The 14,784-nt window shown below is 50.4% G+C and carries 11 protein-coding genes; 6 read left to right on the top strand and 5 right to left on the bottom strand.

Annotated features, from left to right (window positions below):
• The first annotated feature begins 59 nt into the window (after positions 1-59).
• The gene (locus IYN85_RS23790; protein ID WP_196161469.1) at positions 60-785 is read left to right on the top strand and encodes an ABC transporter ATP-binding protein; all 726 of its coding nucleotides are present in this window, start codon (positions 60-62) and stop codon (positions 783-785) included.
• A complete protein-coding gene (locus IYN85_RS23785) occupies positions 786-3,152 on the top strand; it encodes an ABC transporter permease (protein ID WP_196161468.1) in 2,367 nt (788 codons plus the stop codon).
• A gap of 27 nt (positions 3,153-3,179) precedes the next feature.
• Here IYN85_RS23785 and IYN85_RS23780 read toward each other — a convergent pair whose 3' ends face one another.
• The 3 genes from IYN85_RS23780 to IYN85_RS23770 form a co-directional block, all read right to left on the bottom strand.
• Positions 3,180-5,066 carry an ATP-binding protein gene (locus tag IYN85_RS23780; RefSeq protein ID WP_196161467.1) on the bottom strand — a complete coding sequence of 629 codons (1,887 nt, stop codon included), beginning with the start codon at positions 5,064-5,066 and terminating at the stop codon, positions 3,180-3,182.
• 6 nt (positions 5,067-5,072) lie between these two features.
• On the bottom strand, positions 5,073-7,358 hold the full coding sequence (locus IYN85_RS23775) for an EAL domain-containing protein (RefSeq protein ID WP_196161466.1): 2,286 nt from the start codon (positions 7,356-7,358) through the stop codon (positions 5,073-5,075).
• A 151-nt stretch (positions 7,359-7,509) separates the two neighbouring features.
• The gene (locus tag IYN85_RS23770) at positions 7,510-8,649 is read right to left on the bottom strand and encodes a HupE/UreJ family protein (RefSeq protein WP_196161465.1); all 1,140 of its coding nucleotides are present in this window, start codon (positions 8,647-8,649) and stop codon (positions 7,510-7,512) included.
• Between the two features lie 28 nt (positions 8,650-8,677).
• On the opposite strand from IYN85_RS23770, the gene IYN85_RS23765 reads away from it, so the two are divergent.
• The gene (locus IYN85_RS23765; RefSeq protein WP_196161464.1) at positions 8,678-9,457 is read left to right on the top strand and encodes a DUF4198 domain-containing protein; all 780 of its coding nucleotides are present in this window, start codon (positions 8,678-8,680) and stop codon (positions 9,455-9,457) included.
• Here IYN85_RS23765 and IYN85_RS23760 read toward each other — a convergent pair.
• Complete coding sequence (locus tag IYN85_RS23760; protein ID WP_196161463.1) at positions 9,447-10,712, bottom strand: EAL domain-containing protein; 1,266 nt, start codon at positions 10,710-10,712, stop codon at positions 9,447-9,449. The two genes, IYN85_RS23765 and IYN85_RS23760, sit on opposite strands and share 11 nt — an antisense overlap.
• A 936-nt stretch (positions 10,713-11,648) precedes the next feature.
• Positions 11,649-12,230, bottom strand: coding sequence for a MarR family winged helix-turn-helix transcriptional regulator (locus IYN85_RS23755; RefSeq protein WP_196161462.1), 582 nt, complete (start codon positions 12,228-12,230; stop codon positions 11,649-11,651).
• 253 nt (positions 12,231-12,483) lie between these two features.
• On the opposite strand from IYN85_RS23755, the gene ectA reads away from it, so the two are divergent.
• From ectA to IYN85_RS23740, 3 genes are all read left to right on the top strand, one after another.
• Entirely contained in the window at positions 12,484-12,966 is a 483-nt protein-coding gene (ectA, locus tag IYN85_RS23750; protein ID WP_370592243.1) for a diaminobutyrate acetyltransferase, read from the top strand.
• 13 nt (positions 12,967-12,979) lie between these two features.
• On the top strand, positions 12,980-14,311 hold the full coding sequence (gene ectB / locus IYN85_RS23745) for a diaminobutyrate--2-oxoglutarate transaminase (RefSeq protein WP_196161460.1): 1,332 nt from the start codon (positions 12,980-12,982) through the stop codon (positions 14,309-14,311).
• 62 nt (positions 14,312-14,373) lie between these two features.
• Entirely contained in the window at positions 14,374-14,775 is a 402-nt protein-coding gene (locus IYN85_RS23740; RefSeq protein ID WP_196161459.1) for an ectoine synthase, read from the top strand.
• The last annotated feature ends 9 nt before the right edge of the window (positions 14,776-14,784 follow it).

The following is a 14,784-nucleotide window of genomic DNA, read 5'->3' as shown; positions in this document are numbered from 1 at the left end:
CTAAACGCCGAAAAAGCGGACCGATTATGGTGACAGCCACTTTCATAAGGAGCTCAACCATGACGCAATTTCATTCGAATAACAACGCCCCCGCTTTGTTGGCCATTAACGGACTGCACAAAACCTTCGGCAGTGCTGACCGTCTTTACAAAGCACTGGTAGACATCAATCTGACGGTCACACGGGGCGAATTCATCGCCATTGTGGGTCGTTCCGGGAGTGGCAAATCGACGTTGTTGAATATGATTGCCGGGCTGGATACGCCCAGCAACGGTGACGTACTGTTTCAAGGGCAGGCGTTGCACCGGTTGTCGGAAAACGAACGGGCGCGCTGGCGCGGTCAACACGTGGGCATCGTGTTTCAGTTTTTCCAACTCATTCCGACACTCAGTATTCTGGAAAACCTGTTGTTGGCGATGTCGTTTGTGAACGTTGTACCCCACGAGCAGCGATATCCGCGTGCGGTGTCGTTATTGACAGAGGTCGGCTTGTTGAACCATTTGCACAAGCTGCCCAGTGCACTGAGTGGCGGTGAGCAACAGCGAGCGGCCATCGCGCGCGCGCTGGCCAACGATCCGCAAATCCTGATTGCCGATGAACCTACGGGCAATCTGGACCAACACACCGCAGACCAGATCAACGCCTTGCTGGCGTCACTGACGAAGCAAGGTAAAACCGTTTTGGTGGTTACCCATGACCGTGATCGCGATGACCAGTATGACCGTGTCATCGAACTGCGAGATGGACAAATCGTTGGTGCGTCACGTACGCAAAAGGTGGCGTAAATGATGATGCAATGGCGAAAAGGTTGGCGTGATCTTCTGGCGCACCCTGGGCGTACGGCGACGGTTCTGTTTGCGCTGGTGTTGGGGTTGTGGGGCATGGGAACTGTATTTGTGTCTTACGTGGTTATGCACAACGATTTGAATGAGAATTTTCTGCGCACTGAACCGGCGCACCTGGTTTTGACCAGTGCCGACTTTGGTCGGCTCGACATTGAGCGAGTACGCCAGCTTCCGGGCGTCGCGGGTGCCGAGTTCCGCAATCTGACCAAGGTACGTATTGAAATCGGACCGGACCAATGGATTCCTTTGTGGTTGTATTCGGTGCCCGATTTTGCCGCCAGTCAACTGGCCCACCTGAACTATCAGCGCGGTGACGCGATACCGCCTCGCGGCACCATGCTGGTCGAACGCAACGGTCTGCTAATCGCAGATATTGATATTGGTCGTCAGCCGCGCATTCGTATTGGTCATGAGGTTATGACCACTCTGGTCAGCGGGGTGACCTTCGACGCCGCGCAGCCGCCGTCGACTCAGGAGTCTTTTATTTACGCCTATGTAAGTCCGCAGACCTATGCGGATTGGACGGGTCAACAGACACCGCAACGATTGATCATCCGTTTTGCCGATGTCGCCTCGGCCAACGATGTCGAACCGTATCAGAAAGCCCTGACAGAACAATTGTCTGCGTGGGGTATCCGCACCCAGACCGCCCGGTTACCCGGCTTCGAAGAACACCCTCACCAGTGGCAGCTCAATACCATTTTGTTTGTGGTGTTTGCGGTGGGCTGTTTGATGTTTATCTTAAGTGCGGTGCTGGTGAATCAGCTGATGAAAGCCAGTCTGGCACAACAGGTACGGCAAATCGGCGTGATGAAAGCCATTGGTGCACAGCGCCGGCAGATTATCACACTGTATCTGATGAGTTTGTTGGCGCTCGGCGCAATCGCCAGTACGTTGGCTATTCCGTTGGCGGTGTTGTGCGGTAAAGCCTATGCGCAGTTTGTCAGCGGTATTCTGAATTTCGATGTGCTCACTGCGCATCTGCCCTGGTTCACCTACGGGGTGTTGGTCGCCAGTGGTATTGGTATGCCGATACTTTTTTCGTTGGGTACCGTCTTGCGTGGCACTCGTATCAGTGTAGTCAGCGCGCTTTATGATTATGGCGTGAGCGTGCCGTTGACGTTACGCATCCAGGAACGACCGGCGCGTGCTCGCGGACCAGTGTTGTTGCAGTTGGCACAACGAAACCTGCGCCGTAATCGTCAGCGGTTAGGAGTGACATTGCTGTCGATGGCACTGGGTGTGGCCATTTTTAACACGGGCTTTAACGTGCGCCAGTCATTGCAGACGCTATTGGATGACGTTGCCACGGCCATTGGCTACGACGTGCAGGTGGTGTTCGCACAGCCGTTGGCTGAGACAGAGGCACGAGCGTTATTTACGAACCTGGAAAACGTGAAGACCGTGCAAAGCTGGGCGGGTGGTTTGGGCTTGCTGCAGTCCGACGCGTTGTCGACAGAATCTGGCGTTGGTGTCATTGCTTTGCCTTACGATGATGTCATGCTCAACCTGCCATTGGTTTCAGGAAAATGGCTGAGCGGACAACCGGAAGAAGTTGTCTTCAATGAGCAGGCCTTGAAGCAATTTGGTTCACCGAAGGTGGGTGATCGCCTCCCCGTGACGATTAACGGAGACACTCTCTTGTTGACGTTAACCGGTGTAGTGAAGCAATTGGACCTGCCAAAAATATACGTGGACCAGGCTTACTTTAATCAGGTGATCAATCACAGTGGTGATATCAACACCCTGTCCTTCCAGGCGGTGGATAACCGTTATGACGCCGTGTTGGAACTGAAACAGCAGATTGAACGACGCTTGCTTAGCAGCGAATGGCCGGTGCTGTACGTGGTGTCGGAAGCGGAACGGGTGAAGGTCATTTTTGACCACCTGAACGTGATTCTCAGTTCGCTGATCTTCCTGTCTTTGTTGGTGTTGGTGGTCAGCGCGATCGGCTTGGCATCCAGCACCAGTGTCAGCGTGATGGAGCGAACCCGGGAAATTGGCGTTATGCGTGCCATGGGCGCAACCCCAACAGATATTTTTCGGTTGTTAACCTGGGAGGGCCTGTTGGTTTCATTGTTCAGTATCGCGTTGGGATTGATGTTATCACTGCCCCTGAGTGCCCACGCGGCTGAGTTCTTCGGTTTGCTGATGCTGTCGGAAGCCAACGCACTGTCGTTCCAATTCAGTGTCTCAGGTTTGTGGATTACGCTGCTGTTTACTGTTGGGTTTGGCTGGTTAGCGAGTCGGATTCCGGCGCAAGGTGCAACGGCGTTATCGACTCGGGACGCGTTGGCGTACGAATAATTCGGTTACCTGAACGAATTGAACCGGCTAAGCCGGTTCTTCGCTTGTGTGTGCATTCATTCGTACCGGCATACGGATAACCATGCGACACCCGCCGGTGTCGGGTGTTTCAACACGGATAGTGCCCTGCATCGATTGCGTAACCCATTGATGAACCAGATGCATACCGAGCCCGATATGCCCTTTGCCCCGGGCTCCGGTAACAAAGGGGTCAAAAATGTCGACACCCTTGCCCAGGTGAATACCGTTGCCGTTGTCACTAACGCTGATTTCTACTCGATTGTCGTCCAACGGCTGTGCTTCTATTAAAATTCGGCCGACCTGGTCGGTCTCAAAGCCGTGCTCAATGCTGTTAGTGATCAGATTCTCCAGCAGTTGCGACATCAAACCATATTCATTGTACAGCTCAAGATCTGTGGGTACCCGGTTTTCAATGCTAATGGCGGTATCCTGCAGGCGAAGTTTCAGCGCCTGAATCAGGTCGTCTACCAGAGTAGCCAGGCTGAAATCCGACAACTGCAAATTGGTGCGTTCGTAGGCCAATCGTTTAAAACTCTGCACCACCGAGCGGGCTCTCTGTGCATTGGCATCGATTTGTTTAACCCGCAATTTGGTATTGGCGATGTATTGCGTCAGTGCCTCAACAGTCAGTCCAGTCTGAACTTGTGTTTGCAGGTCATCAACGGAAGCCTGTAATCCGGACGCGCTGAGCAGGATGCCGCCGATAGGCGTGTTCAGTTCATGGGCGACGCCGGACACCGTTAATCCCAGCGCGGCTAACTTCTGACTTTCCACCAGTTCATCCTGCAACTGCTGTTGATACATAAGCGCGTCGTTCAATTCGGTGACGGTTTGCTGCAGACGGGCTTTGTCCGCGTGCAGTTCGTTCGAGAGTCTTAACACGATGGCGCGCAAATGAAAGCTGCGTATAACGAACAATAAAATCAATGACGTTAACACGACAAAAACAAACAGCGCGTGCCAAAACGCTTGCCAGCGCGCATTGGCTAGCTGAGTGGGTGTTGCATAAGCCAAGAACACGACGTCGGCGTTTGAGTTGCCACCCGGGCCCATGACTTCCGTGCGGTGACTGACTAATGCGCCCTCAATTTTTTGTTCTGCTGACGAAGCGTTAGAGCTGAGCCATTGCCAAAGCGCGGGATACCTGTTGGCGAGCGATGCCTCCGCATTGTCCAGATCGTTGCCCCATTGCAGTTCGCTTTGTGGATGCAATATCCAGTAACCGTCGCTGTCGGTAATCTGCAGGGTAAAGCCCTCAGTTTGTATGTTGGCCAGTTTTTGCAACAGGTCGCGTAGGCTGATATTCATCACCAGAACACCGTCGCGCGTGGTATCTTCCACACCGGTATGAATGGCAATACGCACCGTTGGTTGATAGGGTATTTCGATTTCACCGTTGTCGACGTTCAGGTCAATGCGAGATACATAAATATCCCCAAGGTCACCATACAAGGCCTGTTGAAAGTAATAACGGTGACTCTTGTTCTGCAACTCGTTCTCCGCACGTACCTTGGCAATACCGTTGGCGAAATCGACTCGAACACGCTCCATACCCTCGCTATCCAACCAGCGTAATTGAGTGATGTTGGGTACTTGTTCACCAAACAGTTGAAATGTGTTACTGAGCTGTCTGGTGTCGAGTGGCGTTGCCTCTGACAGGCTTTCTGAAACCGCCGAACTGAACCGTAACACACGTAACAGGGTTTTTGCATCGCCGACTTCCTGACGAAATTCAGCAACGGCCTCATTCAAGGTTAACTGTTGCGACGTGGCAAGTTCGTTGTATTGGTTTGTATAAATGAAGATGAAAACGAGCGCAGATGAAAACGCTGACAAGCTGATCAACAGTAGCGCAAGGTAGGACAGTTGGCGCTTTAACTTGGCGATCGGCATAGTTGCTTAGCTCGAGGTTCGGAGCGTTGGTGTCTCGCCCGAACTCTCAACGGCTTGTGTTTCTAACCACACTAACACGTCTGCTAATATCATGGGTTTGGCAAAGTAATAACCTTGGCCAAACTCGCAATCTTTTGCGAGTAGCATCTGGTGTTGCTGCTCGGTTTCAATACCTTCCGCAATAACGGCAAAGTTAAATCGTTTTCCCAATTGCATAATGACATCGGTAATCTGTTCACCTTCTTTGTGTTTGGTCATGGCATCGACAAAGGAACGGTCAATTTTCAGATGAGTCGCCGCGAGGCGGGTAATGTGTGATAGCGAAGAATAGCCTGTACCAAAGTCGTCAATGCTGACGTGGTAACCTAAGTTAATCAGCAGTCTCAGGATTGGGTTGATGCGCTCGTAGTGTTCCATGGCCATAGTTTCGGTGATCTCTATGTCCAAAAACTCTGAGGGGACTTGATTCAGTTGGCTGAGATTGAGTAATTTATCGATATAAGTACTGTTCAATAAATCCGCTCCCGTCGCATTAAAGGACACCCGTAATCGGTAACCATTGGCAAGGAGTGTTTGCACGGCTTGCAGCGTCAAGTCGAGGGCGATTGCGTCGATCTTGCGAATCAACCCCGCCGATTCGGCTAGCGGAATAAAAGTATCGGGGGGAACCAAGGTGCCATTCGGTTTTTGCCAACGAAGCAGGGCTTCAAACCCGACAACGGCTTTGTTGCTTAGCCTGACTTTCGGCTGAAGGACAACAAAAAATTCGTCACGGCTTAACGCCGCACTCAAATCATAAATCATAGACTGTCGGTTCAGTATCGTAGACTTAAGTTCAGCATTGACCTGATAAAAAGGTTTTGCATTTTCCTGCGCTAAATTCAATGCGGCTTTGCCTAACGACAAAATAATATCGGCCGGGTCATCACTATAATCCCCCAATGGCAGGAGAACGATGTTGGAATGTAGGGTCCAGGTGGTATCCCCTAGATGCGTATTGAGTTCGGTCGCCTGTTGGTATTCGATGTCATAAAACGACGGCGTTTTGTCGAATATCATGACCAACGTATCGTAGGTTAAGCGAGCGATCGACCGACTATTGGGAAGCGTTTGTTTCAATACCTGACAATACTGCATCAGCAACGACATACTGTTGATGTGGCCGATACTCATTTCGATATCATTGAAGTCACGAAGGCGAATAAATGTCATGGCCGATTGTGTTTTATTGGCTTTAGACAGACTGTTGAGATAGCGAATGAGCCAGTTTCGGTTTGGAATGTGCAACTCAGCGTCCCGATAGGCGAGATCGGACAGTTGTTTAATTAGACCGATTTTCTTGAATCCGTCGTTTATGTTTTCACAGAATGCGCGTAGCAATTGCAGATGATAATCAGATAGGTGAGCATTCGAATTAACGATCATAATGTAGGTCGAACCGTTTATTTCTGAAATGTCAAAATACAAAACAGACACCCACGGGCTGAACACGTGATTCGCCTGTGCTATGGCCGCTGTGATGTAAGATTGCAATAACGGAACATGGATATGGGTTTCGTTTAAAACCTCGTGCAATGAACCGCCGATATAGGGTTCAAACTGTCCAGAGGCGGCCAGAATGGTTAATTGTTCTTTCAGTTTTTCCGGCGAAACGGAAGCACAAACGATACCGCCCGCGTTTGCGTGGGTCAGCTTAGCAATTTCATCCAGTAAGCTGGTGGTAAACTCTCGCAAGTCGGTTTTTGGGGCAATCGCCTGCGCTGCCTGAATCAACACCTGCAACCCCACTTTGGATTTCTCCAGCGACTGAAATGCTTGCCAAGAGCGGATATTGCCGGTGAGCATGGCGCGCAGTTTTTCCTGCGTCAGGTCGGCTTTGTTCCAATATTCATTGATGTCGTATCGTTCCATGACATCTTTGCGCGGAGCCATACCGGGTTGCCCGGTGAGCAGTACAATTCTGACGGTAGCGTTGCCAATAGCGTTGCGAATGTTGCCGATTAAACGCAAGCCGGCGTCATCGTTTTCCATCACCACATCGAGCAGTATGACGGCCATGTCTGGGTGGTCCAGCAACAGCGTTGCCGCTTGCTCCGCTGAGTTTGCTGTGAACAATTCAATGGGTTGGCCGAGTATGCTGATGCCGCTGAGTTCTACGCTGAGGGTTCGTTGATAGGTTAAATCGTCTTCAACGCTTAATATTTTCCAGGCCGATAAGGCCGGTTTACTCGTTTGACTATCCGGCAAGGCAGCGGGTTTGAACGGAAAAAGGCCGGTTTGCTGTGTGTCCAATGCACGCCCTCCTTTTCTGGTCAATGAACCATAAACGTAGACCGCTTTGTTCTGCCTGACAAATTAATCATTATGATTAGAGTGCAAATATGACCATGTTTTTAGCAGGGTTATTAGTCTCCTTTGAGAACGTTGGTTTTATTCAGTTGGTTTAAAAAAAGACCCGTTGCACAAACCAGAAACTGCCAACCAGACTGATCGCCACTGAGGCGTTAACGACGATAACCGACCGGTACCAGGCTTTGTGTCGAAACCAGAAACCAACCAGTGCAAAGCAGGCCGCAATCACGCTCAGCTGACCGAGTTCGACGCCGACATTAAAGCCGAGTAACCCGCCGATAAACGACGCCGGGCTGAGCCCGAAGTCGGTCAATACGCTGGCAAAACCAAGACCGTGGATCAGACCAAATCCAAAAATAACTAATGGGCGCCACCAATGCATTTTGGTGAAGAGGATGTTTTCGATCGCGATGTAAACGATTGACGCCGCAATGATAGGCTCCACGATGGACGCGGGGACACGCAACACGCCGAGCATACTTAACGCCAGAGTCAGGGTGTGCGCAATGGTAAAAGCGGAGACTTGCCATAGCAGGGGGCGCCAATGTGTACTGAACAAATAAAGTCCGATGACAAACAGAATATGATCGACGCCCAACGGGACGATATGCGCAAAACCGACGGGGATATAATCCAGAAAAACCTGCCAGGCTGAGACGGTCAGAAGATTTGCCATTGCGATAGTCCCGGTGGATCTACCTTCAAACAAATAAGCGGTAAACACGTCTTGCGCCTCGTTCGTGCTTAACCGGAATGCGGCTGGACCGAACGACTCTGGCCAGTCCAGTTGCCAGTCTTCCGTGATGGGCTGCTTGGTGGTTAAGGCCACGATGCTGTCGCGCGCAATGTTAATGTCGCCGATGTCATCGATGCGGACACTGGTTAATTCCAGTGCGATCTCTTGTTTTGATGTGAAGCGCATGTCACGGGTGAGTTGCGCTAACCAAGGTTTCGCTGCCTGCAGTAAACCGTTCGCTTCCAGCGCGCGTAATTGTTGATAGCTGCTGGCATTGGGGGCTTCACTGCTGTCACTGTGGGTAGCGGCAATATCGGTGATCTGCGCTTCCAGGTTAAGAGTTAGCGTGAATTGGATATGGTTATCATCGAGTACCAGCGCATCGATAACCACAGGGTTGATCTCATGAGCACGCGCGCTGCCACAGAGTACCAGCAACAGTATAAGGCAGGACTGAACAACGGGTTGGAATCGGGTATTCTGTCGCAACTTCAATGGATTTCTTCCTTACACAGAGGGCGTTATGAGCAAACATTGTCTTATTTTACTGATGATCGCAATAGAGCCCTGTCTGGCCCATGAGTTCTGGCTGCAACCACAACGTTATACGGCGGTACCGGGAGAAACAGTTCAGGTCGATTGGCGCATCGGGATGGAATTCTCCGGCACGCCTTACGTGTACCTGCCAGATATGGCGACTCAGGTTGCGCAATTCAGTGATGGTCAGCTCCGACCGCTGACGCCGCGTTTCGCTGCCAAACCGGCTCTGTCGGTGGTGATGGGCGCTGGTACCACCATTGCCGTCACGGAGTCGTCAGACTTTACCATTGAATACGAAGACAAGGCTGCCTTTGAGACGTTTCTGAGCAAAGAGCATTTGCAGGTGAACACTGACGCCCTGGCAGACGAAGACCAGGTCATTGAACGCTACCGTCGCTATGCGAAAGCATTACTCACCCCGCCAGAGCAGCCATGGCAGGATAGTCGTGTGGGCTTGGCATTCGAATGGGTAATTGCGCAACAGGACACACAGTTGAAAGCGCAACTGTTCGCCAGTGATCAACCCGCCGCGGATCTCCCGGTTCGGTTATTTGTACAACGTGCTGATGGGGCGGTAGACAGCAGGCTTGCGCAGACCGATGCCAACGGCGTGGTTTGGTTTGATGACTTAAGTGAAAACAATCACTATTTGTTGAATGCCATTCGGCTGTACCCGATTGATCCGGCTGCGAATAAAGATAAGGCGAGCTGGCATTCGGATTGGGCGTCCACCACCTTCCAATGGTTGAACGTTACGGATTGATCGAGCGGTGTGCTTCCCAGTTGTGTAGCCAGCGTCGAATATCGGTGTAGGGTTTCGGCGGAGAGTACAGATAACCTTGCAGATGGATGTTGTGATAACGCGACAGATACTCGACATCGTCCGCACGCTCCAATCCTTCGGCCACCATTTGCATGTGGTTGGCGGTGCACTTGTCCACCAGTTTTTCACACAACTGCTGAGCGTAGGGGTCGCTGGCAATATTGTTGATGTAAGAACGATCCAGCTTAACTTCGGAAAACGGGTAGTGTTCAAGTTGCGCCAAACTGGTGAAGCCCATGCCATAGTCGTCCAGCGAACAGCCAAACCCCATCATGCGCAACCGAGCCAGATTTTTTAATCGGGTGTCTTTTTCGATAAGGTCGGTCTCGGTAATTTCCAATGTGATGCGCGTTGGGGGCAGTTGACAGATCTGGCAGAGGTCGTTAAACGTTGAGGGCAGTTTGTCATCGTCCAACTGACCGGGGCTTAAATTAATCGCCAAGGTCAGCGGTAGGTAGGGAAATTCCTCACACAGTAAATTGAATTCGAGCGCCGCTTTTTCCAGCAGCGCTAATGTCAGCAGCATCATCAAACCCGCGCGTTCCGCGGCATCAATAAAGCGATCCGGTGTGATGATTTCTTTGCTGATCGGATGCACCAAACGGCATAACACTTCAAAGCCGACCACGCTTTCGGTTTTATTATCTATTTTCGGTTGGAAATAGGGCACGATATTTTTATTTTCGATGGCCCGTAAAATCATTTCCTTGGACAGCGACGCCAGGTCGCTGGCGTTATAATTTCTCGCAGCGAGGAGTGCGCGGTCCATCATGGTTTGAATGACGGACGGCTCCAGGTTCTGATCCAGATAACCCACCAGATACAAAGACTGCCGTCTTGCTAATTCTATGGTGAGGTCGACGATGCGTTTTTCCATCTGTGAGTGAATGATGATGCTGCCGTCATATTGCCTTTGACCCAGATGTTCGATGAGTTCCAGGCCATCGCATTCGGGCATCTGCAAGTCGGTGAAGATAATATGGACGGTAGGTCCCTGTTCAATCCGTTCAATGGCTTCCAGCCCATTGGCGGCCATCTGGATTTGCTTATAGCCCATATCCTGCAGGACGAACGCAATGGTCTGAAGCCGCACAGGGCTGTCGTCCACAATTAAAATGGATACGCCGTCTGTGGTTCCGGGTTTTTTGGGGAACAGCTGGTTGGTTCGACCCGTGAGCTTTGGCGTGAGAGACATAATGTGCTCCACCGTTAGCGTCTGTGCTGGCAACAAGTACTTCATCACACATTGAACGTCGTTTGACGGCCAAGGTGTTGATGAAAATCATTTTGACTATAGCTGAAAAATGACGAGCTTCGAGTGTTGCTACAAAATGAAACAGGACGAACGTTTTTTGACACTGGCACTGGATAGAGCCGGGAGGTGACTTAAGTGATTTGGTTTAATTGGATAATGTTTTCTGTCGAGTACCAAACCGTTTCGATGATTCGGGTTTGTTTCTCGAAGAAGAATCTCTTTGAGTTTTTCCTTTCCAAGGGGAGATCCCTTTGATCCCGAATGGTACTTGCCTGAGCAGGTGCAGTATATATCTTCGGCATTTGCTTCATCTGTGGACTCGGTTGCAATGGGGCGTTCTCGCTGTCAAGGACCGACGTATCCGGCTCTCTTATTCAAGCATCCCTGCTTGACCAACCTGTGAGACGGAAATTGCTTCGTGTGGTCGTTTGAAAGGCGGAGAAAACCGTAGCAAGAGTTACTTTCTCGATAGATAAAACCAACCTCTAAATTCTATGTACGAAAGACTGGCGTAAATAACTGTTTCGTCGCATCTGCTTTGGCTGACATGACAGACACATCGCAACGGATTCAAGGGCATGGATGCCCTTGGAAGCGCCGCGCGTGCAGGGACGCACGCTCAAGCGACCGTTCGAAGAAAGTGTCCGGCATGGAAGAAAACCAAAGCGGGCGACAGAAGGGGGGGGTTAAAATCGATTAAAAGCGAAACCCCAATGGGCTTCGATTCGATTTTAACGACTTCACCTCTGGTGAAGGCCGGATCAAGGGGATCTCCCCTTGGAAAGAAAAAACTTCGAGAAATCCAAACACCCTTAAGCCAGTACCATCCGGTACAACCGCTCTCGCGGTAACAACTGCACACAACGTTAGACTAGGTTACTCTTTATTGGCCTGGCCGAAGCTGTCCATCGTAAAGGCATCGTGTTTGTCGATGGAGGTATCCTGGCGGTCGAGCAGACCAACATCCAATACCGGTGACGCGTCGATATGCTGGGCATCCATCATGTAAGCGATGCGTTGCAGAGACGCGATAATCATGGTCTGTTCCCATTCCTGCAAATCCGCAAACTGGCGCGCAAACTGATCCTGCAGCGGGATCGGTGCTGATTTCAATACTTCGTGTCCATTATCCGTTAACAATGCAAACACCTTGCGCTTGTCAGTGGTGGATCGCTCGCGCATGACCAGCTCGCGTTTTTCAAGGCGGTCGATAATGGTCGTGACCGTCGCTTGGCTTAAATTCATGATGCTGGCCAGTTCACCAATAGTCATTTCGCCTTTATTACGGATGGTCTGTAACAGCAATATCTGCGGCGCTGTCAGGCCTGTTGTCTTAGCCAAATGTTTGGAGTGCAGATCGGTGGCCCGGATTACCCGACGTAACGAAACCAGTACTTCTTCAATTTTTTCCACAGGAAGCTCGTCATAATCTTTAGATGTCAAAGTAAAAGTATACATCAGTACCCCAAAAAACCCGATTAAAAGCCGTCAATGGCCGCATATCGATAGATTACGTTACAAAATAGCACAGCTAATGCGACTGGAAAATAATTTTATTTAGTGTACTATGCATATCCATATTGAAGAATTGCTCAATTAATGAGCTAAAAAGCCATATTTTTGGTGAAGAGTTCGAAGTTTAGACATATTTCACAAAAATATTGCTTAGTCTTCTAAAGTATTGACTTAAATTTAATAAATGGGGGAGAGCGTGATCCATTTACAGGTTCCTGAGTTATCGGATGGGTATGAGGTCTATCGGCTTATACAGCGCTGCCCACCACTGGATGTGAATTCCGCTTATTGCAATCTGCTGCAGTGCGGCCATTTTGCGCAGACATCTGTCATAGCCAAGTCCGGCGGTCAGGTCGTGGGGTTTATCAGTGGTTATGTACAGCCAGAACAGCCCGATACGTTGTTTGTCTGGCAGGTTGCTATTGATGATTCTGCTCGCGGGCAGGGGCTGGCCACGCAGATGCTGGAACACTTGTTGGCGCGGCCGAATCTGACTGGCATTCGATACCTGGAAACCACCATCACAGACGATAACCAGGCTTCCTGGGCGCTGTTTACCCGATTTGCAGAACGCAGACAGGTCGAGCTGTCACGGTCTGCATACCTCGACACCATGACTCATTTTAATGGCGAACATGACAGTGAACGTCTTGTCCGCATTGGTCCTTTTAATCAATAAGCTGGAGTAATCCATGAAAATTTTTGACGAAATTGAATCGGAAGTGCAATCGTACGCGCGATCATTCCCACGTATTTTTAACCGCGCTAAAAATGAATTTCTGTATGACGAAGACGGCAACGAGTACCTGGATTTTCTCGCTGGTGCTGGCACGCTGAACTACGGTCACAACAACGACAAATTCAAAAAACGCTTGCTCGATTATGTTATGGCCGATGGCGTGACTCACGGTCTGGATCTGCACACCAAAGCCAAAGGTGAATTTCTGGAAGCGTTTAACGAACGCATTCTGAAGCCCCGTCATCTGGATTTCGTCATGCAGTTTACCGGTCCTACCGGCACCAACGCCGTTGAAGCCGCGCTTAAGTTGGCTCGCAATATTACCGGCCGTGAAAACATCATATCGTTTACCAATGGTTTTCACGGGGTGAGTCTGGGTTCATTGGCCACCACCGGTAACTCGCATCACCGGGGTGCTGCCGGTGTGAGCCTGAATGGCAGCAGCCGCATGCCGTATGACGGCTACCTGGGTGATGACGTCGACACCACTGCGTATCTCGACAAAGTTTTGTGCGATTCCAGTAGCGGTATCGATAAGCCTGCTGCGGTGATTGTTGAAACGGTACAGGGTGAAGGGGGCATTAATGCCGCCAGCATCGAATGGCTGCAACAATTGGAACGCGTCTGCCGTAAGCACGATGTGTTGTTGATCGTTGATGACATTCAGGCGGGCTGTGGCCGCACTGGGACCTTCTTCAGCTTTGAAGAGTCTGGCATCAAACCAGATATCATTACGCTGTCTAAGTCTTTGGGGGGGTACGGTTTGCCGTTCGCGGTGGTCTTGATCAAACCTGAGCTCGACCAATGGAAGCCCGGCGAACATAACGGTACGTTCCGGGGCAATAATTTTGCTTTTGTGACTGCCAAAGCAGCGCTCGATGAATACTGGGCCGATGACACTTTTGCCAAAGATGTGCAACGTAAAGGTCGCTATGTTACCAAGCGGCTGACGCAGATGGCCGAAGACTATGGCGATGGCAATTTTACTACGCGTGGTCGCGGTATGTTCCAGGGCATAAACTGTGTGAATGGTGAGCTCGCGTCAAAAATTACCCGTAAATGTTTTGCCAATGGTTTGATTATTGAAACCAGTGGTGCAGATGATCAGGTGGTGAAGATTCTCTGCCCGTTGGTTATCTCAGACCATAATCTGAAAAAAGGGCTGGATATTCTGGAGGCGGCCATTCGTGATGTCTGCGCGAAAGAAGATGAAATTCCAGAACAGACGGATTATTTCGATAACGTTCAGCTGAACGAACCCGAAGAAACCAAAGCCGCCAGTTAACTTTTTTGAGCGCGCACGTGTTGACTCCTCTCTCACGGGCGTGCCTTTTTATGGAGAAAAATATGATTGTCAGAACCATGGACCAAGCTCAGGCCGATGGCCGTAAAATCGTCTCACCCGATGGCAACTGGGACAGTACCCGCCTGCTTTTGAAAGACGATAACATGGGTTTCTCATTTCATATCACGACGATTTATACTGGTGCCGATTTCCAAATGCATTATCAGAACCATTTGGAGTCGGTCTATTGCATCAGCGGCGAAGGCGAAGTCGAAACTATGGCCGACGGTAAAAAATACCCGATTCAGCCGGGCACGATCTACATCTTGGACAAGCACGACAAACACATTTTGCGCGCGTTTAAAGAAATGAAAATGGCCTGTGTGTTTAATCCACCCTTGAACGGCAAGGAAGTCCACAACGCCGAAGGTGCGTACGAACTCGATGCGGAAGCGATCAGCTAAGGTAGCAAC

It is taken from the genome of Reinekea sp. G2M2-21 (assembly GCF_015687175.1).
GTDB lineage: Bacteria > Pseudomonadota > Gammaproteobacteria > Pseudomonadales > Natronospirillaceae > Reinekea.
This window is presented reverse-complemented; position numbering and strand designations above follow the sequence as displayed.